This window comes from Streptomyces durhamensis, from assembly GCF_000725475.1.
In the GTDB taxonomy this organism is placed as follows: domain Bacteria; phylum Actinomycetota; class Actinomycetes; order Streptomycetales; family Streptomycetaceae; genus Streptomyces; species Streptomyces filipinensis.
In genome coordinates this window covers 197,867-220,711 of record NZ_JNXR01000014.1, presented here as the reverse complement: position 1 = coordinate 220,711, position 22,845 = coordinate 197,867, and the positions used below count along the sequence as shown (strand labels likewise).

Here is a 22,845-nt window from a genome sequence, read left to right as displayed (position 1 = left end):
CCGGAGGCTCGACGGGGTTTTACCGCACCCTGGGCTGCGTCAGGAGCCCAGGAACGGCGCGCTGGCCGACAGGACCGGAGTCCCGTCGGCCAGCGCGAACCGTGGGCGTCACGCCCGCGGCTTCTCCCGCATCTCGTACGTCGCGATGACGTCGTCGACCTTGATGTCGTTGAAGTTGCCGAGGTTGATACCGCCCTCGTAGCCTTCGCGGATCTCGGTGACGTCGTCCTTGAAGCGACGCAGGCCCTCGATGTTGAGGTTCTCCGCGACCACCTTGCCGTCGCGGATGAGGCGCGCCTTGGTGTTGCGCTTGACCTCGCCCGAGCGGATGAGGACACCGGCGATGTTGCCCAGCTTGGACGACTTGAAGACCTCGCGGATCTCCGCCGTACCGAGCTCGACCTCTTCGTACTCCGGCTTGAGCATGCCCTTCAGGGCCGCCTCGATCTCCTCGATCGCCTGGTAGATGACCGAGTAGTACCGGACGTCCACACCCTCGCGCTCCGCCATCTGCGCCGCGCGGCCGGCCGCACGGACGTTGAAGCCGATCACGATGGCGTCGGAGCCCATCGCCAGGTCGATGTCGGACTCCGTGACCGCACCGACACCGCGGTGCAGGACGCGGATGTCGACCTCTTCGCCGACGTCCAGCTGGAGCAGGGAGGACTCCAGGGCCTCGACGGAACCAGAAGCGTCACCCTTGATGATCAGGTTCAGCTGCTGGACCTCGCCGGCCTTGAGCACCTTGTCCAGGTCCTCCAGGGACACGCGGCGCGTGCGCTTGGCGAAGGCCGCGTTGCGCTCACGGGCGGCACGCTTCTCGGCGATCTGACGGGCCGTACGGTCCTCGTCGACCACCAGGAAGTTGTCACCCGCACCCGGGACGTTGGTCAGGCCCAGGACCTGGACCGGCGTCGACGGGCCGGCCTCGGCGACGTTGTTGCCGTTGTCGTCGAGCATGGCGCGCACGCGGCCGTAGGCGTCGCCCACCACCATCGTGTCGCCGACCCGCAGCGTGCCTCGCTGGACGAGGACCGTCGCCACGGCACCGCGGCCGCGGTCGAGGCGGGACTCGATCGAGATGCCCTGCGCGTCCTGGGCCGGGTTGGCCCGCAGGTCGAGCGAGGCGTCGGCCGTGAGGATCACGGCCTCCAGCAGCGAGTCGATGTGCAGACCCTGCTTGGCGGAGATGTCGACGAACATCGTGTCGCCGCCGTACTCCTCGGCCACCAGGCCGTACTCGGTCAGCTGACCGCGCACCTTGGTCGGGTCGGCACCCTCGACGTCGATCTTGTTGACCGCGACCACGATCGGCACGTCGGCCGCCTTGGCGTGGTTGAGCGCCTCGACCGTCTGCGGCATGACGCCGTCGTTGGCCGCGACGACCAGGATCGCGATGTCGGTCGACTTCGCACCACGGGCACGCATGGCGGTGAACGCCTCGTGACCCGGGGTGTCGATGAAGGTGATCTTGCGCTCTTCGTCGTTGACCTCGGTCGCGACCTGGTAGGCACCGATGTGCTGGGTGATGCCGCCGGCCTCGCCCGCGATGACGTTCGTCTTGCGGATGGCGTCGAGGAGCCGGGTCTTACCGTGGTCGACGTGACCCATGACGGTGACGACCGGCGGACGGACCACCAGGTCCTCCTCGTCGCCCTCGTCCTCGCCGAACTCGATGTCGAAGGACTCGAGCAGCTCGCGGTCCTCCTCCTCGGGGCTGACGATCTGAACCGCGTAGTTCATCTCGCCCGCGAGGAGCTGCAGCGTCTCGTCGGAGACGGACTGCGTGGCCGTGACCATCTCGCCGAGGTTCATCATGACCGCGACGAGCGACGCCGGGTTGGCGTTGATCTTCTCCGCGAAGTCGGTGAGCGACGCGCCGCGGGAGAGACGGATGGTCTCGCCGTTGCCGCGCGGCAGCATCACGCCGCCGACGCTCGGGGCCTGCATGGCCTCGTACTCCTGGCGCCTCTGCCGCTTCGACTTGCGGCCACGACGCGCGGGACCGCCGGGACGGCCGAAGGCGCCCTGCGTGCCACCACGGCCACCGGGACCACCGGGACGGCCGCCGAAGCCGGGACGGCCACCGCCGCCACCGCCGGGACCACCCGGACGGCCGGCGAAGCCGCCGCCGCCACCGCCACCGGGACCACCGGGACGGCCGGCGAAGCCGCCACCGCCGCCACCGGGACGGGCGAAGCCGCCGCCACCCGGACGACCGCCGCCGCCACCACCGGGACGACCGCCGCCACCGGGACCGCGGCCACCGGGACCACCGCCGCCGGGACGCGGGCCGGCAGCGGGACGCTGCGGCATCATGCCGGGGTTCGGACGCGGACCGGCCGGGCCGGGACGCGGGCCGCCCTGCGGCCGGGGCATGCCGGCCGGCGACGGACGCCCGGAGGCGCCGGGGTGCCCACCGGGAGCCTGGGGACGGGGACCGCCACCCTGCTGACCGGGCGCCTGCGGACGGGGACCGGCGCCGGGGGCACCGGGGCCGCCGTGGCCACCAGGACGGGGACCGCCCTGCGGGCGCGGGGCCTGCGGACGGGCCATGCCGGTGGAGCCACCGGAGGTGAAGGGGTTGTTACCCGGACGCGGACCGGCCGGACGGGCACCCGGACGCGGGGCCTGGCCACCGGGACGCGGGGCACCCTGGCCGGGACGGCCCTGGCCCTGGCCGGCAGCCGGACGGCCACCGGGCTTCGGGGCACCCGGGCGGGCACCGGGACGCGGACCCTGCGCGGCCGGGGCCTGCGGGGTCTGGGCGGCCGGAGCGGCCGGCGGAGCGGTGAACTCCGGGGCGGCCGGAGCCGGACGCGGCGCGGGCTTGGGGCCCGGGACCGGACGCGGGCCCGGGGCGGGCGCCGAGGGCGCCGCCGGGGCGGCCGGCTGCTGGGCAGCGGGCGCCGTCGGAGGCTTGGGGGCCGCCGGCTTCGGGGCAGCCGGACGCGCCGCCTGCGCCGGAGAGGGCGCGCCGGGCTTGGGGGCGGCCTTGCGCGGGGCGGGCTTGCCGGCGGACTTGCCGGAGCCGCCCTGGAAGGCGTCGGTCAGCTTGCGTACAACGGGCGCTTCGATGGTCGAAGACGCCGAACGGACGAATTCACCGAGTTCCTGGAGCTTGGCCATGACGACCTTGCTCTCGACACCGAACTCCTTGGCGAGTTCGTAGACCCGGACCTTAGCCACTTCGCTCCTTTGAGGTCCGGGTTGAAGCCGGACCGTCGCTAGTTCATGGGCGTACTCATCGCGTACTCATCGAGTGCTCATCGCAATCTCGACCTGCTTTCGACTCGCGAGGTACCAGGCCGCACGGGGTTCCGTGCGGCACGTCTTACGGTGTTGCCTGCTCGGCAACTGTTGTCTGCTCGACGTATCGGCGCAACGCCTTTGTGTCGAGCGGCCCCGGGACGCGCAGTGCCCGCGGGAACGCCCGACGGCGTACCGCCTGGTCGAGACAGACCAGGGCGGGGTGCACGTAGACACCCCGGCCGGGCAGCGTACCGCGAGGATCGGGGGCGCATGCGTCCTCGATCCTCACGATCCGCAGGAGATCGTTCTTGGCCGCCCGCTCCCGGCACCCCACACAGGTGCGCTCAGGGCATGCTCGGGCGTGCGTCCGGCCAGACACCGTTAAGTCTACCTCCCCGCACCGACCTCACCCCTTTGGGGCAGAGATCGAACGGTTGTTGTCGTAAACCAAGCGACCTACGGCTTGGATCTGTTCCCGGCCGGACCCCCGGCGACGGCCGATTACCCGGCCGGCTGTTCGGTGTCCGGACGGATGTCGATGCGCCAGCCGGTGAGCCGGGCGGCGAGGCGGGCGTTCTGGCCCTCCTTGCCGATCGCGAGCGACAGCTGGTAGTCCGGCACGGTCACCCGGGCGGACCGGGCGGCCATGTCGACCACCTCCACCTTGCTCACCCGAGCGGGTGACAGGGCGTTCGCCACCATCTCGGCCGGATCGTCCGACCAGTCGACGATGTCGATCTTCTCGCCGTTCAGTTCGCCCATGACATTGCGCACACGGCCGCCCATCGGGCCGATGCAGGCACCCTTGGCGTTCAGGCCCGAACGGGTGGACCGTACGGCGATCTTGGTGCGGTGACCGGCCTCACGGGCGATCGCGGCGATCTCCACCGAGCCGTCGGCGATCTCCGGCACCTCCAGGGCGAAGAGCTTCTTCACCAGGTTCGGGTGCGTCCGGGAGAGGGTGACCGACGGCCCGCGGACGCCCTTGGCCACCCGGACGACGTACGACCGCAGGCGCATGCCGTGCGGGTAGATCTCACCGGGCACCTGCTCCTGCACCGGCAGGATGGCCTCCAGCTTGCCGATGTCGACGAGCACGTTCTTCGGGTCGCGGCCCTGCTGGACCACGCCGGTGACGATGTCGCCCTCGCGGCCCGCGTACTCGCCGAGCGTCGCGTCGTCCTCGGCGTCGCGCAGCCGCTGCAGGATCACCTGCTTGGCGGTGGTCGCGGCGATACGGCCGAAACCGGACGGGGTGTCGTCGAACTCTCGGGGCTCCTGGCCCTCCTCGAGGTCCTCGGGGTCCTCCTTCGCCCACACGGTCACATGCCCGGTCTCCCGGTTGAGCTCCACGCGCGCGTGTCGGCGGCTTCCCTCGGTGCGGTGGTAGGCGATGAGGAGGGCCGACTCGATCGCCTCGACCAGCAGGTCGAAGGAGATCTCCTTCTCCCGAACCAAGCCCCGCAGGGCGCTCATGTCGATGTCCACGGCTACGCCTCCTCCTCTTCCTTCATGTTCTGCTTGTCCGTCTTGTCGGTCTTGTCCTTGCGGCTGAACTCGACCTGCACACGCGCCTTGGCGATCTCCGGGAAGCCGAGTCTGCGGGTGGTGGCCTTGCGGCCCTTGACCCCGGGGACCTCGACGTCGAGACCGTCCTCGTCGGCCTGCAGGATCCGGGCGAGGAGCTCGCCGCCCTCGGTCAGCTGGAACTTCACGAGCCGGTCGACGGCGCGCACGAAGTGCCGGTGCTCGGTGAGGAGGCGCTCCGCGCCGGGGGTTCCGACCTCCAGGTCGTACGCCGCGTCACCCATCGCGTTGGTCTCGTCGAGCTTCGCCGAGAGCGCACGGCTCACATCGGCGATGGCGTCCAGATCCGCTCCGGAGTCGGAGTCGACGACCACGCGCAGCACCCGCTTGCGTCCGACGGAGTCCACGGCGATCTCTTCGAGATCCAGCCCCTGGGACGTGACGAGCGGTTCCAGCAGCTCTCGCAGCCTCTCGCTCTGGGTGGTGCTCATCCGGGTGACTCCTCGGCCGCGTGTGCTGTTGTGGGATGGGTCGCGTGTCTGGTCAAAGGGTATCCGGTCGCGGGGGGTGTTGCGTGCGAGTGCCTCCGGCGGTGGCGCCGGGCGCCTGCCGGCTCGGGGGGCTGCGGTTCCTCGGCGGGTGCGGGTGTCCTGTGGCTTGTCGCGCAGTTCCTCGCGCCCCTCGGGTGGGTCCACTGAGCCGGTGACATGAGTCGACGGACCTCGCGGGTACCGTGATCACGGCGGCGCGGTATGAATGCCCGCCCGTGTGTTCGTACGAGCCCCCGAGGACGTCAGCCGTGCCGTACCCCCCACCCCTGCGCACCCCCTCGGGGCCGCGCAGAAGATCCCTGCTCGCCTCGGCCGCCGGCGCCGCCCTGCTGACGGGCTGCTCGGCCGGTCCGGACTCGGGCGGCAGCGGCGGCCCGTCGCGGACGGCACGGGCACGCGCGCGTGCGGCGCGGGACAGCCGGACGCTGCTGGAGCGGTACGACGCCGTCCTCGCCGCGCATCCGGGGCTCGCGGAGCGGCTGCGCCCGCTGCGCACCCAGGTCGCGGCCCACGCCGCGGCCTTCACGGACGGCGCGTCACCGTCGGCACCGGTCTCTGCGTCCTCCTCCCCCGCCCCCGTCCCGGCCACCGAGAAGGAGGCGCTCGCCGGGCTGGCCGCCGACGAGCGCAGCCTCGCCGACCGGCGCGCCAAGGCCCTGCTGGAGGTGCCCGGTGAGACGGCCCGGCTGCTGGCGTCGGTGGCGGCGGCGGGTGCCGCGCACGCGTACCTGCTGACGGAGGCGGCGAAGTGAGCGGCGGGGCGAAGGACGAGGCGAAGGCGGCCGAGCTGACCGCGCTGCAGGCGGCGCTGGCGGCGGAACACGCGGCGGTGTACGGGTACGGCGTCGTCGGCGGGCGCGTCGACGCGGCACGCCGGAGCGAGGCGCGGGCGGCGTACGACGCCCACCGGGCGCACCGCGACGCGCTGATCCTCGACGTCCGTGACCTGGGCGGCCAGCCGGTCGCCGCGAACGCCGCGTACGCGCTGCCGTTCCCGGTGCCGGACCCGGCCGCGGCCGTACGGCTCGCCGCCCGGCTGGAGGAAGGGCTGGCCGGCGCGTACGCGGACCTGGTGCGGGCGGCGACGGGTGCCCGGCGCGGTACGGCCGCCGCGGCGCTGCGGGAGGCCGCGGTGCGCGCGGTGCGCTGGAGCGGGGAGAGCGTAGCCTTCCCTGGGCTCGCCGAGCGGGCCGACGAGGGGACGGGCGCGGCCGGCGCGGCCCCGTCGGCCTCCGCCTCGGTGGCACCGTCACGGTGACCCGGTGAGCGCCCGTACGACCCTGACGACAGGATCCGGACTGGAAGGGAACAACTCGCGCATGGCTTTCGAACCGCCGCCGCGCCTGGTACGGGCGCTCGGTGAGACGGCACCGGCCCAGGACGCCTGGCTGGCGGAGCTGCCCGCGATCGCCGAACGGGCCGTCGCCGGGCGCGGGTTGACCGTGGAGCGGGTCCAGGTGCCGGGCGGGCGCAGCAGCCTGGTGGTGCTGGTACGGCGGGCGGACGGCACCCCTGCCGTGCTGAAGCTGGCCCCGCCCAGGGGCCGCCCGGAGAGCGAGCGGGCGGCGCTGGCGCACTGGGCCGGACTGGGCGCCGTCCAGCTGCTGGAAGGAGCCCCCGCGGACGCCGCGGACGCCGAGACGGGCGTGCTGCTGCTGGAGCGGCTGCACCCGGATGTGTCGGTGCGGTCGCTGCCGGAGGCGAAGGCACTGCTGGAGGCGGCGGGGACGCTGCGGCGGCTGTGGGTCGAGCCGCCGGCCGGTCCGGTCTTCGAGACCGTCGCCGAGCGCACCGGCCGGCAGGCGACGGCGATGCGGGCGGGCGCCGAGGCCGCCCCCGAGGCGGCGGCGCTGGTCGACGCGGCGCTCGCGGCCCGCGAGGAGCTGGTGGCCGCGCCGCCCGAGCGACTGCTGCTGCACGGCACGTTCCGGCAGAGCAAGGTGCTCGCCGCGGAGCGGATGCCGTGGCTCGCGGTGGGGCCGGATCCGGTGGTCGGCGAGTGTGCGTTCGATCTGGCGCGGCTGGTGCGGGACCGGGTGGAGGACCTGATCGCGGCTCCGTCCGGAGCGGCGATCGTCCGGCGGCGCGTCAAGCGGCTCGCGGAGTCGCTGGAGGTGGACCAGGAGCGGCTGCGCGGGTGGACGCTGTTCCGGGCCGTGGAGTCGGGGGTGCGAGCCCTTCGGGTGGGGCGGCCGAAGGACGGGGAGTTGTTGCTGGAGTTCGCCGGGTGGCTGTGAGCCGGCCGCGCTGCCGGCCGTGGCGACCCGGGGTCATCCGAACCGTCGTGACACCGCGGGTCGCGCTTCGGCCGCCCGCGGTGTTCCCCGCGCCCCTCCAGGCGCGGGGAACCACCCCCTGACTACGCCGTCAGACGGGCGATCGCGTCCTCGACCGACAGCTCCTCGCGCTCACCGGTCCTGCGGTCCTTCAGCTCCAGGACGCCCTCGGCGGAGCGGCGGCCCGCGACCAGGATCTGCGGGACGCCGATCAGCTCGGCGTCGGTGAACTTCACGCCCGGGGAGACGCCGGCGCGGTCGTCGACCAGCACGCGGACGCCCGCGGCGGCCAGCTTCTCGGCGACGTCGAGGGCCAGCTCGGTCTGCAGGGCCTTGCCGGCGGCGACCACGTGCACGTCGGCCGGGGCGACCTCCTTGGGCCACACCAGGCCCTTGTCGTCGGCGGTCTGCTCGGCGAGCGCGGCGACGGCGCGGGAGACGCCGATGCCGTAGGAGCCCATGGTGACGCGGACCGGCTTGCCGTGCTGGCCGAGGACGTCGAGCTTGAGGGCGTCGGTGTACTTGCGGCCCAGCTGGAAGATGTGGCCGATCTCGATGGCGCGGTCCAGCTTCAGGCCGGTGCCGCACTGGGGGCAGGGGTCGCCCTCCTGCACGACCACGACGTCCACGTAGTCGTCGACCTCGAAGTCACGGCCGGCGACGACGTTCTTCGCGTGGGTGTGCTCCTTGTTGGCGCCGGTGATCCAGGCGGTGCCGGGGGCCACGCGCGGGTCGGCGATGTACTTCACCTTCTCGCCCAGGCCCTGCGGGCCGACGTAGCCGCGGACCAGGTCGGGACGGCCGGCGAAGTCCGCCTCCGTGACCATCTCGACGGCGGCCGGGGCGAAGTGCGCCTCGACCTTGCCGAGGTCCACCTCGCGGTCGCCGGGCACGCCGACGGCGACGATCTCGCCGTCCACCTTCACCAGCAGGTTCTTCAGCGTGGCGGAGGCGGGGACGCCGAGGGAGGCGGCCAGGGTCTCGATGGTGGGGGTGTCGGGGGTCGGGATCTCCTCCAGCGCGGGGACGTCCGAGCCGTCGACGGGCCGCAGCGCGTAGGTGATCGCCTCGGTGTTGGCGGCGAAGTCGCAGTTCGGGCAGTCCGCGAAGGTGTCCTCGCCGGCCTCGGCGGGGGCCAGGAACTCCTCCGACTTCGAGCCGCCCATGGCGCCGGCGGTGGCCGCGCAGATGCGGTAGTCGAGGCCGAGGCGCTCGAAGATCCGCTGGTAGGCCGCACGGTGCAGGGCGTAGGACCGAGCCAGCCCCTCGTCCTCCAGGTCGAACGAGTACGAGTCCTTCATCAGGAACTCGCGGCCGCGCAGGATGCCGGCGCGAGGGCGGGCCTCGTCCCGGAACTTGGTCTGGATCTGGTACAGGATCACCGGCAGGTCCTTGTAGGACGTGCACTGGTCCTTGACCAGGAGGGTGAAGATCTCCTCGTGGGTGGGGCCGAGGAGGTAGTCGCCGCCCTTGCGGTCCTGGAGCCGGAACAGCTCCTGGCCGTACTCGTCCCAGCGGCCGGTCGCCTCGTAGGGCTCGCGGGGCAGCAGGGCGGGCAGCGTGACCTCCTGGGCGCCGATGGCGTCCATCTCCTCGCGGACGATCCGCTCCACGTTGGAGAGGACCTTCTTGCCGAGGGGCAGCCAGCTCCAGATGCCGGCGGCCGTGCGGCGGACGTAGCCGGCGCGGACGAGGAGCTTGTGGCTGAGGACCTCGGCGTCCGCCGGGTCGTCGCGCAGCGTCTTCGCCATCAACTGGGACATGCGCTGGACCGGTGCGTTGGCCATGGTTCTCGTACTCCTGCCGGGTAAGGGTGATGGCAAGGAGGTTAGCCGGGCTGGCTGTGCCGGTGGAAATCCATTAGGACACGGGCGCTATGCGCGGCGCAGCGGCAGCGGGGCGCCCATCACCGCGTACGGCCGTGGCGCGCTCGGGAAGTGGACCCGGCGGGCGAGGTCCACATAGCCGAGGGAGTGGTACAGGCCGCGGGCCGGGCTGTCGGTGTCGATCGCGGAGAGGATCGAGCGGGGTTCGGTGGCGGTGTCGGTGATCGTGGTGATCAGACGGCGCCCGATGCCGCGGTTCTGATGGCCGGGGTGGACGTGCAGTTCGGTGATCACGAAGGAGTCGTCCAGCCAGAAGTCGTTGCCGCCCGCGCGCAGGTAGGGCTCCACGACGGTGGACCACCAGTGGGTACGGCTGTTGGGCATGCCGTACACGAACCCGACGAGGTGTCCGCCGACGCTCGCGCCGAGGGCCCGCGCGCCCTGGTACTGCATGTGGCGCTGGACGATCTGCCGTCGTACGGCGACCTCTTCGGGGCCGAGGCCGAAGGCGACGGCCTGGACGGCGAGGGCCTCGTCGACGTGGGCTGCGAGGTCCAGGGGGCCGATCACGAGGTCCATGCGGGGAGCGTACAGGGCCTTCAGAACAGCACACTCATGAAGGCGCCCACCTCTTGGAAGCCCACTCTGCGGTACGCCCGCCGCGCCGCCGTGTTGAAGTCGTTCACGTACAGGCTGACCACCGGAGCCACGTCGGCGAGGGCGTAGCGCAGGACGGCGGCCATGCCCGGCGCCGCCAGGCCCCTGCCCCGGTACTCCGGGGCCACCCATACGCCCTGGATCTGGCAGGCGTGCGGGGTCGCCGCGCCGATCTCCGCCTTGAAGACGACCTTGCCGTGCTGGTCCAGGCGGGCGAAGGAGCGGCCCGCGCCGACGAGTTCGGCGACGCGGGCCTGGTAGAGCAGGCCGCCGTCGCCGGCCATGGGCGATACGCCCACCTCCTCGGTGAACATCGCCACGCACGCCGGCATGATCGTTTCCATCTCGTCCTTGCGGACGCGGCGGACGTAGGGGTCCGGGGCGATGCCGGCGGGCATGCGGTCGGTGACCATCAGGGGCTGCTGGGCGCGGACCTCGCGGGCGGGACCCCAGTTGGGCTCCAGCAGGCGCCACAGCGCGGCGGTGGGTTCGACGGGGCCGACGATGGAGGAGCAGCGGCGGCCGGCCCGGCGGGCGCGGTCGGCGAAGGCCCGGACGGCGCGCGGGGTGGCGCAGACCGGGACCAGGTTGGCGCCCGCGTAACACAGGGACGTGAGCATGCCGTCCTCGTACCAGCCCCACATCTCGCCGCCCAGGCGCCACGGGTCGAGTCCGGCGACCCGGACCCGGGCGGTCACGAAGGCGTTCGCCACCGGCTCGCGGTCGAGGACGGCGAGCGCGGCGTCGAGGTCACTCGGTTCGAGCACCCGAGAGGTGGTCTGGGTCAACACGTACGGGGCCTCACCCTGGGGTTCTGCTGATCCCCGCACTATAGCTGCGCCTGTCTGGCGGTGCGCCTTCCCGCTCGGGCGGCCCCGGTTCACCGGCGGCTGAGGGCCGGGTGCGGCTGGTCGCGCGGTTCCCCGCGCCCCTTCCGGGGCGCTGCACCCGCCGGGGCCGAGAGGCTCAGCCCGCCACGGACACCGACGGTTCGCCCGACTGCACGCCCTCGGCCTCCATCTGCTCGGCCAGCTTCATGGCCTCCTCGATGAGGGTTTCCACGATCTTGGACTCGGGGACGGTCTTGATGACCTCGCCCTTGACGAAGATCTGGCCCTTGCCGTTGCCGGAGGCGACGCCGAGGTCGGCCTCGCGGGCCTCGCCGGGGCCGTTGACGACGCAGCCCATGACGGCGACGCGCAGCGGGACCTCCATGCCGGTCAGGCCGGCGGTGACCTCTTCGGCGAGCTTGTAGACGTCGACCTGGGCGCGGCCGCAGGACGGGCAGGAGACGATCTCCAGGCCGCGCTGGCGCAGGCCGAGGGACTGGAGGATCTGGAGGCCGACCTTGACCTCCTCGACGGGCGGGGCCGACAGGGAGACGCGGATGGTGTCGCCGATGCCCTGGGAGAGCAGGGCGCCGAAGGCGACCGCCGACTTGATCGTGCCCTGGAACGCCGGGCCGGCCTCGGTGACCCCGAGGTGGAGGGGGTAGTCGCACTGCTCGGCGAGCTGGCGGTAGGCCTCGATCATGATGACCGGGTCGTTGTGCTTGACGGAGATCTTGATGTCCCGGAAGTCGTGCTCCTCGAAGAGGGACGCCTCCCACAGGGCCGACTCGGCCAGGGCCTCGGGGGTGGCCTTGCCGTACTTCTGCAGCAGGCGCCGGTCGAGGGAGCCGGCGTTGACGCCGATGCGGATGGGGGTGCCGTGGTCCTTGGCGGCCCTGGCGATCTCCGCGACCTTGTCGTCGAACTGCTTGATGTTGCCGGGGTTGACGCGGACCGCGGCGCAGCCGGCCTCGATGGCGGCGAAGACGTACTTGGGCTGGAAGTGGATGTCGGCGATGACCGGGATCTGGGACTTCTTCGCGATGGTGGCGAGGGCGTCGGCGTCGTCCTGGGTGGGGCAGGCGACGCGGACGATCTGGCAGCCGGACGCGGTCAGCTCGGCGATCTGCTGCAGCGTGGCGCCGATGTCGGACGTCCGGGTCGTGGTCATCGACTGGACCGAGACGGGCGCGTCTCCGCCGACCGCCACGCTTCCGACCTGGATCTGCCGGCTCTTCCGGCGCTCGGCGAGCTTGGTCGGAACGGACGGCATGCCGAGAGAAATCGCAGTCATCTGCTGTGCAACCCCAAGTCGTGGATCAAGGTCCGGCCCCGCGGGCGGGCGGGCTCCAGGCTTCGAGATTACGGCACGGGCCTTGGCCCGAGCACATCCCACCCGGCAAACCCACTCGATGGAAGGCGGCCCGGAGCACAGGGTCCCGGGCCGCGTCGAACATCGGGCGGCTAGGAGATTTTCACCGGGTTGACGACGTCCGCGATCAGCACCAGGACGGTGAAGCAGACGAAGATCCCGGCCACCACGTACGCCACCGGCATCAGCTTCGCCACGTCGAACGGTCCCGGGTCCGGGCGGCGGAGCACCCTGGCCACGTTCCGCCGCAGCGCCTCCCACAGGGCGCCGGCGATGTGCCCGCCGTCGAGCGGGAGCAGCGGGAGCATGTTGAAGAGGAACAGGGAGAGGTTGAAGCCGGCCAGGAGCATCACGAACCCTGCCACCTGCTGGGAGGCGGGGATGTCGAGGGTGGCGATCTCGCCGGTGATGCGGGCCGCGCCGACGATGCCCATCGGGGAGTCCGGCTCGCGCGGGCCGTTGCCGAAGGCCGCGTTCCACAGGGCCGGGATCTTGCCGGGCAGGGCGGCGAGGGAGTCGACGGCGTCGCCGACCCGGTCGGTCATCCAGGTCACGGACTGGCCGAAGTCCTGGTGGACGACGCCGGTGGCGGAGCTGAAGCCGAGGAAACCGGCCTCGACGTAGCCGTTGACGTACTGTCCGCCGGCGTCCTTCTTGGCGACCTTGTTCTTGGTGATCGTCGCGTGCAGGGTCTGCTGCTGTCCCTTGCGGTCGACGACGATCGCGACGTTCTTTCCGGCGCTGTCGCGGATGAGGTCCGAGAGGGTGTTCCAGTCGGTGGTCCGCACGCCGTCGAAGGAGACGATCTTGTCGCCCGCCTTCAGGCCGGCCTTCTGCGCCGGGGAGACCGGGTCCGACTTCTTGCAGGTGTCGCGGTGCTCGCTCTGGGCGATGGCGCAGGGCGAGACGGAGGCGACGGTGGTGGTCTGCTGCTGGATGCCGAAGCCCATGAGCACGGTGAAGAACAGGGCGATCGCGAGGATCAGGTTCATGAAGGGGCCGGCGAACATGACGATGACGCGCTTCCACGGCTTGCGCGTGTAGAACATGCGGGTCTCGTCACCGGGCTGCAGTTCCTCGAACGCCGCGGAGCGGGCGTCCTCGATCATGCCGCGCCACGGCGAGGTCGAGCGGGCGGACACCCGGCCCTCCTCGTCGGGCGGGAACATGCCGATCATGCGGATGTAGCCGCCGAGCGGGATCGCCTTGAAGCCGTACTCGGTCTCGCCCTTCTTCCGCGACCAGATGGTGGGCCCGAAGCCGACCATGTACTGCGGGACGCGAATGCCGAAGAGCTTGGCCGTGGACAGGTGCCCCAGTTCGTGCCACGCGATCGAGACGAGCAGGCCGACGAAGAAGACCCCTATGCCCAGGATGAACATCAACGTCGTCATGCACGCGCCTCCGCGGTTGCCGTCGTGGCTGTCAGTTCGCGGGCCCGGGCGCGGGCCCAGGTCTCCGCTTCGAGGACGTCCGACACCGTGAGAGAAGTTCCCGTGGCCGGGGTGCCGTGCTCCTCGACGACCCGGGTGACGGTCTCCATGATCCCGTTGAAGGGCAGCGCGCCGCTGCGGAAGGCCTCGACGCACTCCTCGTTGGCCGCATTGAACACCGCCGGGGCGGTCCCCGCGAGCCGCCCCACGTGCCGGGCGAGGTTCACCGACGGGAAGGCCTCGTTGTCCAGCGGGAAGAACTCCCAGGTGGAGGCCTGGTTCCAGGCGAAGGCGGGCGCGGCGTCGGGGACGCGTTCGGGCCAGCCCAGACCGATGGCGATGGGCCCGCGCATGTCGGGGGGCGTCGCCTGGGCGATCGTGGATCCGTCGGTGAACTCGACCATCGAGTGGACATACGACTGGGGATGCACGACCACCTCAATGCGGTCGAAGGGAATGTCGTAGAGAAGGTGTGCCTCGATGACCTCCAGGCCCTTGTTGACGAGGGTCGCGGAGTTGATCGTGATCACCGGGCCCATGGCCCAGGTGGGGTGGGCGAGGGCGTCCTCGACGGTGACGTGCGCCAGCTCGGCCTTGGTGCGGCCGCGGAAGGGGCCGCCGGAGGCGGTGACGACCAGCTTGCGGACGTCGGCGCGGGTGCCGCAGGCGAGGGCCTGGAAGAGGGCGGCGTGCTCGGAGTCGACCGGGATGATCTGGCCGGGCTTGGCGAGCGCCTTGACCAGCGGCCCGCCGACGATCAGGGACTCCTTGTTGGCGAGCGCGAGGGTGCGGCCCGCCTCCAGGGCGGCGAGGGTGGGGGCCAGCCCGATGGAGCCGGTGATGCCGTTCAGCACCGTGTGGCAGTCGGAGGCGGCGACCTGGGTGGCGGCGTCCGCTCCGGCGAGGATCTCGGGGAGCGGCTCGCCGGGGCCGTACTCGGCGGCGAGCGCCTCGCGCAGGGCGGGTACGACGTCCTCGCGGGCGACCGCGACGGTCCGCACCCGCAGCCGGCGGGCCTGCTCGGCGAGGAGGGCGACCCGGCCGCCGTTCGCGGACAGGGCGGTGACCCGGAAGCGGTCGGGGTGGCGCAGCACGAGGTCGATGGCCTGGGTGCCGATGGATCCGGTGGAGCCGAGGATCACCACGTCCTTGGGGCCGTCGCCCGCGCGGGGGTCGTAGACGAGGTGCGGGTCGGCGAGGGGCGCCGGATGGGCGGGGCTGTCGGTCATCCCTCCATTGTGGCCGCATGCGGTGAGTGCCAGGACAGGGCGTCCCCCGGGCGGGGGTGCGCGGAGGGGGCGCCGCGGGGTGGAGCGGTTTTCCCGTTGTGAGGCATCCGTGAAGATCGTGTGATAACAGTTCGGTCTCAAGATCGGCGCCGGGGAGTGCAGGGGATCCACCCCGATCGCGGCCCGGACACCGTGCCGGACAAGGACCGGGACCGTCGCGCCCGGGTCGGGGGGACGGTGTTCCGGACGACGAGTACTGCCGAAATCGCGCGCGTCGGGGCTTCGGTGATGGCATCCTTCTGCGTCGGGGCCCGCGAAGAGGGGCCAAACGGGGAGGAGTCACCACCATGAACCGCATGCGTACGACGACGGCCGTCCTGGCGACGACCGGTCTGCTGACCGCCGCTCAGCTCGGCCTGGCCGGGGGCGCGTTCGCCGCCGCCAAGACGCCGAGCAGCGGCTCCGGCTGCCCGCTCAGCCTGAGCTACCCGACGCGTTTCTACATCAACTCGAACCACTGGGTGACCAACGGCGGTCTGTACTTCGGCATCAAGAACAAGAGCACGACCAAGAGCTTCAAGAAGGTCAGCTTCACCGTCACGGACGTCGCCAACATCCGCTTCGGCTCGGCCAAGGCCACGGGCGGCCGGGTCACCCACAAGACCTCGAAGACGGTGACCGTGTACACCGGGACGCTGAACAAGAAGGCGAGCCTCGGCGTCAAGGTGCAGACGCACCTGCTCAACACCCACTCCTACAAGGTGAAGTTCACCCTGCGCGGCTCGGGCTGGACCTGCGCCGTGAACCAGGGCACCTGGGGCAACTGACCCCAGGCGCCCGGCCTGTCGGACCAGGAGGGGCTCAGCCGCCGAAGGGGCGGCGCTCGTTCTGCCGTGTGGACGCTCCGGGGGTCGCATCGGCGATCCACGGACCGTCTCCGGACGGATCGATGACCCCTTCCTCCAGCCAGGTGTAGGCACCGCCGAGAACGCCCTTGACCACACTCCGGTCGAGGGCGTCGGTGTTGGTCCACAGCCGGTCGAAGAGTTCCTCGACCCGGATGCGGGCCTGCCGGCAGAAGGCGTCGGCCAGCTGGTAGGCCTCGCGGCCGTGTTCGTCCCGGCTGCGCAGCAGTTCGGCCCGGACGCAGGCCGCGCTCATCGCGAACAGTTCGGCGCCGATGTCCACGATCCGCCCGAGGAAGCCCTGCTTGGTCTCCATCCGGCCCTGCCAGCGGGACATGGCGTAGAAGGTGGAGCGGGCCAGCTTGCGGGCGGTGCGCTCGACGTAGCGCAGATGCCCGGACAGATCGACGTCGTGTTTGAACTCGCCGTAAGAAGTGGGTAGTTGACCCGGTCCGGCGACCAGTTTCGGCAGCCACTTGGCGTAGAAGACACCCGCGCTGGCGCCCGCCTTCGCCTTGTCGGACAGGGACTTGTCGGGGTCGATGAGGTCACCGGCGACCGAGAGGTGGGCGTCGACGGCCTCCCGGGCGATCAGCAGGTGCATGATCTCCGTCGAGCCCTCGAAGATGCGGTTGATGCGCAGGTCGCGCAGCATCTGCTCGGCCGGGACCGCCCGTTCGCCGCGCGCCCTGAGGGACTCGGCGGTCTCGTAGCCGCGTCCGCCGCGGATCTGGATCAGTTCGTCGGCCATCTTCCAGGCCATCTCGGAGCCGTAGAGCTTGGCGAGCGCGGCCTCGATGCGGATGTCGTTGCGGTCCTCGTCGGCCATCTGCGAGGACAGGTCGAGGACGGCCTCCAGGGCGAAGGTGGTGGCCGCGATGAAGCTGATCTTGGAGCCGACGGCCTCGTGCAGCGCCACCGGCTTGCCCCACTGCTCGCGCTCCGCCGACCATTCGCGGGCGATCTTCAGGCACCACTTGCCGGCGCCCGCGCACATCGCCGGCAGCGAGAGCCGGCCGGTGTTGAGGGTGGTCAGCGCGATCTTCAGGCCCGCTCCCTCGGGGCCGATGCGGTTCGCGGCCGGCACCCGCACCCGGTGGAAGCGGGTGACGCCGTTCTCGATGCCGCGCAGGCCCATGAAGGCGTTGCGGTTCTCGACCGTGATGCCCTCCGCGGCCGCCTCCACGACGAACGCGGTGATGCCGCCCTTGTGCTCCTCGGACTTCGGCACGCGCGCCATGACGACGAGCAGGTCGGCGACCACGCCGTTGGTGGTCCACAGCTTCACCCCGTCGAGGACGTAGTCCTCGCCGTCGGGTACGGCGGTGGTGGCGAGCCGCGCCGGGTCGGAGCCGACGTCCGGCTCGGTGAGCAGGAAGGCGGAGATGTCGGTGCGGGCGCAGCGGGGCAGGAAGGCGTCCTTCTGCTCCTGGGTGCCGAACATCTTCAGCGGCTGGGGGACGCCGATCGACTGGTGGGCGGAGAGCAGCGCGCCGACGGCGGCGCTCGCGGAGCCGACCAGGGCGAGGGCCTTGTTGTAGTACAGCTGGGTGAGACCGAGACCGCCGTACTTGGGGTCGATCTTCATGCCGAGGGCGCCGAGCTCCTTCAGGCCCGCCACGACCTCGTCGGGGATGCGGGCCTCGCGCTCGATGCGGGCTCCGTCGACGGTGCTCTCGCAGAACGCGCGCAGCTTGGCGAGGAACTCCTCGCCGCGCCGGACGGACTCGTCGTCGGGGAGCGGATGGGGGTGGATGAGGTCGAGCCGGAAGCGCCCGAGGAACAGTTCCTTGGCGAAGCTGGGCTTGTGCCAGTCCTGTTGCCGGGCGGCCTCCGCCACCTGGCGTGCCTCGCGCTCGGTGACGGTGGTTCGTGAAGTGGTGGGGGCGGACATGAGGCTCACCTCGCCGCGAAGAGGGATGATTGCGGACCGTTCGTTACCGACCAGTGCTACTGGATCGTTGGTACCCGAAACGGGCCGACCCCACCACCCCTCGCGCGTCCGTTCAGCGGATATCCGGCCGGGCGGTCGGCCGATGTCGACCGAGCAGGACGTGGTGTCGAGGCGCTCCGAGCCCTTGAAGACCTCGGTGCCGGAGACGTACTTCTCGTTGCCGAGCAGCTTGCGCCGGACGAGTGCCTGGGTGAAGTCGTCCAGGTTCAGGGTCGCGCCGGTGGTGTTGGTACGACGTACGAAGGAGTACACCTTGTTGCGGTCACCGGCCCGGAGGGGCGGCCCGGTGGCCGCCTTGTCGGTCTTCCAGCCCCAGTGCCGGCCGAGCGCCGCGCCGGCGTAGGACTTGACGTCCGAGTCCTTTCCCTTGCTGTCGTTCGGCCAGGAGTACGACGTCCCCCAGGAGATCGTCGAGCCGGAGCGGGAGTCGCCCCAGGCGCACTGGCTGCCGGTGCTCTTGTCCTGACCCCAGAGGTTGTCATCCCCGCGGTGGACGTCACCCGGCTTCCCGCAGGCGACATCGGACGCCGGACGCACCGTTCCGCCAGGCCGTCCTCGAAGACCACGACGCACTCGCCGCCACCCTTGCCCGGCTGCGCGAGCAGACCCAGAACGGGCACTACGCCTACTACCCTCTCCCCGCCGACCACGCGACGCCGCAGTGGCTGGACAGCGAACAGGCCACCCGCACCCGATGGCACACCCTCGCTTGACCTGCACACAGCCGTAGAAGGATCAGCCGTAGAAGGATCAGCTGGCGTGGGGGGTTCCGCCCGATCAACGGGTCCTCGGGAGGCTGGGACGAGCTCAGGGCTGGTGGCGCATCACTCGATGCCGAGGGGTCCGACGCCCAGGTCCTCACGCATGAGGCGACGCATCTGCGCCATAGCCTTGCGTCGCCGCTCTATCAGGGGCGCGTCGTCGGCGGAACCGACAGCCACTCCACGGGCATAGGCGTCGCGGATCGCGCGCAGGCGGTGGAACGCCTCGTTCCCCGCCTCCACGACCTGCGGGGGGCCCACGAGCCAGAGGCGTTCGCTCGCCGTGTAGATGCCGGTGCCGCGCAGGGCTTCCCGCACCGCCGCGTCGCGTGCCGACTCGGACATGTGGTCGCCGAGGGCGACGGCCCGTATCTCCTCCCCCGCGGCTTTGAGGGCGGAAACGTACTCCGTGTAGACCTCGCGCCGTACTTCCAGAGCGTGCCTGGCTTCCTCCCGCCGCCACCGGTTGCGGTCGGCGATCAGAGTGGCTGCGATGCCGATGACGGCACCGGTCAGTGTGGAGAGCAGGGGCGTCCAGTCCATGTGTCGCAGCTTGTCGAAACCGGTGCGCCGGCACCAGTGCTTTCGCTACGCGTGGCTGTGACACGGCAGGCGATACTGGCCCCATGGCCGTCATGTCTCCCCGCTCGGCCGTCCCCGACGCCGCCAAGGTGCGCCAGGACCTGCAGGCCTTGCTCAACCGGGACCTCCTCATCAGCCAGTGGCCCATCCTGCGCACCCTGATCAGCGGCTTCATCCGCGACGCGTGGGAGGATGCCTTCCCCGAGCTGGCCCGTGCGAAGGCCCCGTGAACCTGTCCCGTACCCGCTGGTCATCACCGGTGGGTACGCCGTGCAGGCCAACGGTCTGCTCGACCGGCTTTCCCAGGACCTGGACGTCGCCACCGAGAACCCCGCCCCGATGGACCAGATCATCCGCACCGTCCGGGCAGGCCTCACCGAACGCGGCTGGACCGTCCGTGAGATCGAGACCGACCCGCTCTCCGCCATGGGCAACATGCCGCAGCCCCACGGGCCCGCCATCCGGTGGCTCGACAACGCCCACACCATCCGGGACCGCTGGCGCGCCCTGGCCGAGGAACGCCGCACCTGTCTTCGGCAGCCATAGCCGGCTGCCGGTCCGGCCTGCCCCCAGCCCCGCCCTGACGAGGATTCCTGAATTTCCCCACCCTCTGTCAGCACCGCTGCCCCGACCTGCTCTTCATCCTCGCCCTGGGCCGTGGCTGATGTCGGTGAGGAGGGCATCAGTCTGGGCTTGGGTGGGTCATTGGCCCTTCTCGGTGAACATGTTGATCAGGCCGTGGGCTGTGTTGTCCGCGGAGTCGATCCCGGGCATCTCGTCGGTGACGGTCTCGGCGCTGCGGCGGAACATGGCCTGCTCGTACTCGCTGAGCGCCGTTTCGATGTCGTCGGGGTGCGCGGCGAGGGCTTCACCGAGTTCGGCGCCGTCGAGCATGGCCAGGTTGGCGCCCTCGCCGTTGGGAGCCGCGAGGTGGGCGGCGTCGCCGAGCAGGGTCACCCCGGGCACCCGGTCCCACCGGTGCCCGGTCGGCAGAGCGTAGAGGGGGCGCCAGACCGGTGCGGTGTCGCTGTCGGTGATCAGTGCGGTGAGTTCCGGTGCCCAGCCGTCGAATTCCTGCGCGATCCGCGCGGTGGCCGTGGCGGCATCGGCGAAATCGACGGCGGCGAACCAGTCCTGCGGCTCGGACAGCCCCACGTAGGCGTGCAGAGTGTCGTCCTTTTCCCGGTGAGCGAAGATCTCCCTGCCCGGCGAGGGAGCGATCAGCATCCCGCCGCCGACCGCTTTCGCGGCGGCCGGGTGCCGTGTGCCGGCGTCGAACAGGTAGGTCTCGACGACCGAAGTGCCGGTGTACTCGGGTGTGGCGGTGGACAGCAGCGGCCGGACCCGTGACCACGCGCCGTCCGCGCCGACCAGCAGGCTGGTGACGACGGTGGTGCCGTCGGCGAACGTCACCTCGTGGCGACCCTCGCCGAGGGCACGGGTGCGGCTGACCTTGTACCCCCACCGCACGGTGCCTGCCGGGAGTGAGTCGAGCAGGACCTGTCGCAGGTCACCGCGCTGCACCTCGGGGCGTCCGCCCGTGCCGTCGTCGGCTTGGTCGAGCAGGACAGTCCCGTCCGGATCGAGGACCCGCAGCGCCTGGCGGCCCTCCAGAACGATGGCGTGGAACTCGTCCATCAGCCCGGCCGCCTTGAGTGCGAGTTGCCCGTTGTAGTCGTGGATGTCGAGCAGTCCGCCCTGCGCGCGCGCCGAGGGAGAGGACTCCGCCTCGTAGACCGTGACCGGGATTCCGTGAACGTGCAGGACGCGGGCCAGCGTGAGTCCGCCGAGTCCGGCGCCGACGATCGTGACTGGGGTGTGCATGGTGGCTCCTTCTGGATCGGGCCGCCCGGTGAGCTCCGGCCGGCCGTCCCTGGAAAGGTGCCAGCCCCCGCCGACGAGCCACCGACATCCGACCGACAGTGCTCCGACATACCACCGGCACCACAGATCAGATGGGCTGCCACTCAGCGCGCCCGCAGCTCACGCGGCGCCCGAGACCCAACTGCCGGTCACGACCGCCGACACCGGAAGCGCCGACGGTACGTTCACGCTGCACTGCACCCCCCATCAGGCAGCCACCCCAATGCCCAAGGCGCCTGCGACAAGCTCGATGCCCTCGCCGCCGAAGGTGGGAGGCACGGCTGCAGATGCGGCTGAGCCGCTACGGGCTGCGCGCCGAGGGGGTGGTGGTGAACCAGGAGCGTGAGCCGGGGGACGACTCTTCGAAGCCCGTCATCGAGTTCGCCGACCTGGCCGGCCGTGGACCAGCCCTGCTCTCAGAGTGAACGGTCGAACGCGTCCTGATCGAGCTGAATCTGCGGCATGTGCATCTCCGCCCACTCGCGCAACTGTGACAGGGGTTGTGCCAACGACTTTCCACGCACGGTGAGCCCGTAGAACACCCGTGGCGGAACGGAAGGCTCGACCCGGCGGGTGACGAGGCCGTCCCGTTCGAGCGACCTCAGGGTCTGCGTCAGCATCTTCTGGGAGATCCCGGTCAGGGCTCGCTTGAGTTCGGTGAAACGAAGTTCGCCATCGGCCTGGTCGAGGGTCAGGACGAGCATGGTCGTCCATTTCGTGCCGACCCGGTCGAGCAGCTGCCTGGTGGGGCAGGCTGCGTCGAAGAGGTCGCCGCGGTGAGGGGTCACCCCGAGGTGACCAGGGTTCCGGGAAGTGCCTCCTTGAACGTCCACGGTCGGTCTCCTATGTTCGCCTGGTATCCGATGGTAACCGACTGGATGAGATGAACGATGTTGACTGCCTACCTGGCGGACGCCCGAGCGCGGTACATCTCGGTGAACGACGTCCGCCTCGCGGTCGAGGTGGCGGGTGAGGGCCCCGCGGTCCTGCTGCTGCACGGCTTTCCGCACACGCGGGCGATCTGGTCCGAAGTCGCGCCGCTGCTGACGGCGGCCGGGCTTCGTGTCGTCGCGCCGGATCTACGCGGTCTGGGCGACAGCGACCGAGCGGCCGGCGGTTACCTGGCGACCGAGCTCGCCGGGGATCTGGTCGGGCTCCTCGACGCGCTTGACATCGACCGGGCGCACGTCGTCGGCATCGACCTCGGCACCGCACCGGCGTTCGCGCTGGCCGCGACCCACGCGCACCGGGTGTCCAGCCTGACGCTGAGTGAGGCGTTGATCGGCACACTGCCCGGAGCCGAATCCTTCACGGCGAGCGGCGCCCCCTGGTGGTTCGGGTTCCACTCGGCTCCGGGCGGGTTCGCCGAGGACCTGCTGGAGGGACGGGAAGACCGCTACATCCGGTTCTTCCTCGACGGCGGAAGCCGCCGCGGGCTCTCGGAGGCGCTGACCGCCCGGATCGTCGAGGCGTACCGTGGGCGGGAGTCCTTGCGGGCCGCTTTCGAGCATTACCGCGCGATGCCCGCGAACGCGGGCTGGATCTCCTCGTGGGTGACGCACAACGTGTTCACACTTCCGGTGCTCACGATCGGCGGAGGCGCGGTCGGCGAGGGCACCGCGCGTCAACTCGCCTCGTTCAGCAGGAAGTTGACGGCCAGCCTGCTGCCCAACGCCGGCCACATCGTTCCGATCGACGAGCCCGAAGAGTTTTCGGCACTGGTAGCGCAGCACGTCAAGTCGGCGGAGGCGCGATCATGACGAACACGCGCACCGTCGTCCTCGGCCCGGTCGAACGTCCACACCGCACCGGCCTCGGAACCAGGCA

At 71.2% G+C, this 22,845-nt stretch carries 21 protein-coding genes and 1 pseudogene; 8 read left to right on the top strand and 14 right to left on the bottom strand.

All coding sequences use genetic code 11. The features are described 5' to 3' along the window. Nucleotides 1-108 precede the first annotated feature (108 nt). The 4 genes from infB to rimP form a co-directional block, all read right to left on the bottom strand. Entirely contained in the window at nt 109-3,189 is a 3,081-nt protein-coding gene (gene infB / locus IO33_RS47585; protein ID WP_078963828.1) for a translation initiation factor IF-2, read from the bottom strand. A gap of 145 nt (nt 3,190-3,334) precedes the next feature. Then, nucleotides 3,335-3,631: a YlxR family protein gene (locus IO33_RS47580; RefSeq protein WP_078963826.1), complete on the bottom strand. Its 297-nt coding sequence runs from the start codon at nt 3,629-3,631 to the stop codon at nt 3,335-3,337. 122 nt (nt 3,632-3,753) lie between these two features. Next, nucleotides 3,754-4,740 carry a transcription termination factor NusA gene (gene nusA / locus IO33_RS0121720; RefSeq protein ID WP_031167504.1) on the bottom strand — a complete coding sequence of 329 codons (987 nt, stop codon included), beginning with the start codon at nt 4,738-4,740 and terminating at the stop codon, nt 3,754-3,756. Nucleotides 4,741-4,742: 2 nt separating this feature from the next. Continuing rightward, the gene (rimP, locus tag IO33_RS0121715; protein ID WP_031167502.1) at nt 4,743-5,270 is read right to left on the bottom strand and encodes a ribosome maturation factor RimP; all 528 of its coding nucleotides are present in this window, start codon (nt 5,268-5,270) and stop codon (nt 4,743-4,745) included. Nucleotides 5,271-5,578: 308 nt separating this feature from the next. Here rimP and IO33_RS0121710 point away from each other — a divergent pair, with 308 nt between their 5' ends. From IO33_RS0121710 to IO33_RS0121700, 3 genes are all read left to right on the top strand, one after another. Then, nucleotides 5,579-6,082 (top strand): hypothetical protein, encoded by a 504-nt coding sequence (locus tag IO33_RS0121710; protein ID WP_031167499.1) that lies wholly within the window; start codon nt 5,579-5,581, stop codon nt 6,080-6,082. Beyond that, nucleotides 6,079-6,588, top strand: coding sequence for a ferritin-like domain-containing protein (locus IO33_RS0121705; RefSeq protein WP_031167497.1), 510 nt, complete (start codon nt 6,079-6,081; stop codon nt 6,586-6,588). Before IO33_RS0121710 ends, IO33_RS0121705 begins: the two co-directional genes overlap by 4 nt. A 61-nt stretch (nt 6,589-6,649) precedes the next feature. Beyond that, entirely contained in the window at nt 6,650-7,567 is a 918-nt protein-coding gene (locus IO33_RS0121700) for an aminoglycoside phosphotransferase family protein (RefSeq protein WP_031167495.1), read from the top strand. Nucleotides 7,568-7,689: 122 nt separating this feature from the next. Here the strand turns inward: IO33_RS0121700 and IO33_RS0121695 are convergent, their stop codons facing one another. From IO33_RS0121695 to dxr, 6 genes are all read right to left on the bottom strand, one after another. After that, nucleotides 7,690-9,393 (bottom strand): proline--tRNA ligase, encoded by a 1,704-nt coding sequence (locus tag IO33_RS0121695; RefSeq protein WP_031167493.1) that lies wholly within the window; start codon nt 9,391-9,393, stop codon nt 7,690-7,692. 87 nt (nt 9,394-9,480) lie between these two features. Continuing rightward, a complete protein-coding gene (locus tag IO33_RS0121690) occupies nt 9,481-10,011 on the bottom strand; it encodes a GNAT family N-acetyltransferase (protein ID WP_031167491.1) in 531 nt (176 codons plus the stop codon). Nucleotides 10,012-10,031: 20 nt separating this feature from the next. Then, entirely contained in the window at nt 10,032-10,880 is an 849-nt protein-coding gene (locus IO33_RS0121685) for a GNAT family N-acetyltransferase (RefSeq protein ID WP_031167489.1), read from the bottom strand. Nucleotides 10,881-11,055: 175 nt separating this feature from the next. After that, nucleotides 11,056-12,213, bottom strand: a complete 1,158-nt coding sequence (ispG, locus tag IO33_RS0121680; protein ID WP_031167487.1) for a flavodoxin-dependent (E)-4-hydroxy-3-methylbut-2-enyl-diphosphate synthase — start codon at nt 12,211-12,213, stop codon at nt 11,056-11,058. Nucleotides 12,214-12,383: 170 nt separating this feature from the next. Then, complete coding sequence (locus IO33_RS0121675) at nt 12,384-13,673, bottom strand: M50 family metallopeptidase (protein ID WP_209438894.1); 1,290 nt, start codon at nt 13,671-13,673, stop codon at nt 12,384-12,386. 8 nt (nt 13,674-13,681) lie between these two features. After that, complete coding sequence (gene dxr / locus IO33_RS0121670; protein ID WP_031167483.1) at nt 13,682-14,953, bottom strand: 1-deoxy-D-xylulose-5-phosphate reductoisomerase; 1,272 nt, start codon at nt 14,951-14,953, stop codon at nt 13,682-13,684. 347 nt (nt 14,954-15,300) lie between these two features. Between dxr and IO33_RS0121665 the strand changes: the two genes are divergently transcribed. Then, nucleotides 15,301-15,780, top strand: coding sequence for a hypothetical protein (locus tag IO33_RS0121665; RefSeq protein ID WP_031167481.1), 480 nt, complete (start codon nt 15,301-15,303; stop codon nt 15,778-15,780). 34 nt (nt 15,781-15,814) lie between these two features. On the opposite strand, the gene IO33_RS0121660 is transcribed toward IO33_RS0121665, so the two are convergent. Further along, nucleotides 15,815-17,752, bottom strand: a complete 1,938-nt coding sequence (locus tag IO33_RS0121660; protein WP_031167478.1) for an acyl-CoA dehydrogenase family protein — start codon at nt 17,750-17,752, stop codon at nt 15,815-15,817. A gap of 884 nt (nt 17,753-18,636) precedes the next feature. After that, nucleotides 18,637-19,116: a hypothetical protein gene (locus IO33_RS0121655; RefSeq protein ID WP_031167476.1), complete on the bottom strand. Its 480-nt coding sequence runs from the start codon at nt 19,114-19,116 to the stop codon at nt 18,637-18,639. A gap of 83 nt (nt 19,117-19,199) precedes the next feature. Here IO33_RS0121655 and IO33_RS44365 point away from each other — a divergent pair, with 83 nt between their 5' ends. Next, nucleotides 19,200-19,385, top strand: a complete 186-nt coding sequence (locus IO33_RS44365) for a hypothetical protein (protein WP_037685766.1) — start codon at nt 19,200-19,202, stop codon at nt 19,383-19,385. After that, nucleotides 19,348-19,581 (top strand): annotated as a pseudogene (locus tag IO33_RS47570) (hypothetical protein); the annotation flags it as partial. The gene IO33_RS44365 and the pseudogene IO33_RS47570, both read left to right, overlap by 38 nt. Before the next feature lie 276 nt (nt 19,582-19,857). Here IO33_RS47570 and IO33_RS0121640 read toward each other — a convergent pair. Further along, nucleotides 19,858-20,979, bottom strand: a complete 1,122-nt coding sequence (locus IO33_RS0121640) for an FAD-dependent oxidoreductase (RefSeq protein WP_031167472.1) — start codon at nt 20,977-20,979, stop codon at nt 19,858-19,860. Between the two features lie 326 nt (nt 20,980-21,305). Between IO33_RS0121640 and IO33_RS50475 the strand changes: the two genes are divergently transcribed. Further along, complete coding sequence (locus tag IO33_RS50475; RefSeq protein WP_157857882.1) at nt 21,306-21,443, top strand: hypothetical protein; 138 nt, start codon at nt 21,306-21,308, stop codon at nt 21,441-21,443. Here the strand turns inward: IO33_RS50475 and IO33_RS0121630 are convergent. Further along, nucleotides 21,435-21,806 carry a winged helix-turn-helix transcriptional regulator gene (locus IO33_RS0121630; protein WP_037685763.1) on the bottom strand — a complete coding sequence of 124 codons (372 nt, stop codon included), beginning with the start codon at nt 21,804-21,806 and terminating at the stop codon, nt 21,435-21,437. The genes IO33_RS50475 and IO33_RS0121630 overlap by 9 nt on opposite strands. 102 nt (nt 21,807-21,908) lie before the next feature. On the opposite strand from IO33_RS0121630, the gene IO33_RS0121625 reads away from it, so the two are divergent. Continuing rightward, nucleotides 21,909-22,778, top strand: coding sequence for an alpha/beta fold hydrolase (locus tag IO33_RS0121625; RefSeq protein WP_031167467.1), 870 nt, complete (start codon nt 21,909-21,911; stop codon nt 22,776-22,778). The last annotated feature ends 67 nt before the right edge of the window (nt 22,779-22,845 follow it).

Excerpts from the sequence above, each read along its gene's own strand:
- rimP (WP_031167502.1), bottom strand. The coding sequence starts at position 5,270 with ATGAGCACCACCCAGAGCGAGAGGCTGCGAGAGCTGCTGGAACCGCTC.
- IO33_RS0121700 (WP_031167495.1), top strand. The coding sequence starts at position 6,650 with ATGGCTTTCGAACCGCCGCCGCGCCTGGTACGGGCGCTCGGTGAGACG.
- IO33_RS0121695 (WP_031167493.1), bottom strand. The coding sequence starts at position 9,393 with ATGGCCAACGCACCGGTCCAGCGCATGTCCCAGTTGATGGCGAAGACG.
- IO33_RS0121690 (WP_031167491.1), bottom strand. The coding sequence starts at position 10,011 with ATGGACCTCGTGATCGGCCCCCTGGACCTCGCAGCCCACGTCGACGAG.
- ispG (WP_031167487.1), bottom strand. The coding sequence starts at position 12,213 with ATGACTGCGATTTCTCTCGGCATGCCGTCCGTTCCGACCAAGCTCGCC.
- IO33_RS0121675 (WP_209438894.1), bottom strand. The coding sequence starts at position 13,673 with ATGTTCATCCTGGGCATAGGGGTCTTCTTCGTCGGCCTGCTCGTCTCG.
- dxr (WP_031167483.1), bottom strand. The coding sequence starts at position 14,953 with ATGACCGACAGCCCCGCCCATCCGGCGCCCCTCGCCGACCCGCACCTC.
- IO33_RS0121665 (WP_031167481.1), top strand. The coding sequence starts at position 15,301 with ATGAACCGCATGCGTACGACGACGGCCGTCCTGGCGACGACCGGTCTG.
- IO33_RS0121660 (WP_031167478.1), bottom strand. The coding sequence starts at position 17,752 with ATGTCCGCCCCCACCACTTCACGAACCACCGTCACCGAGCGCGAGGCA.
- IO33_RS0121655 (WP_031167476.1), bottom strand. The coding sequence starts at position 19,116 with ATGGACTGGACGCCCCTGCTCTCCACACTGACCGGTGCCGTCATCGGC.
- IO33_RS44365 (WP_037685766.1), top strand. The coding sequence starts at position 19,200 with ATGGCCGTCATGTCTCCCCGCTCGGCCGTCCCCGACGCCGCCAAGGTG.
- IO33_RS0121640 (WP_031167472.1), bottom strand. The coding sequence starts at position 20,979 with ATGCACACCCCAGTCACGATCGTCGGCGCCGGACTCGGCGGACTCACG.
- IO33_RS50475 (WP_157857882.1), top strand. The coding sequence starts at position 21,306 with ATGCGGCTGAGCCGCTACGGGCTGCGCGCCGAGGGGGTGGTGGTGAAC.
- IO33_RS0121625 (WP_031167467.1), top strand. The coding sequence starts at position 21,909 with ATGTTGACTGCCTACCTGGCGGACGCCCGAGCGCGGTACATCTCGGTG.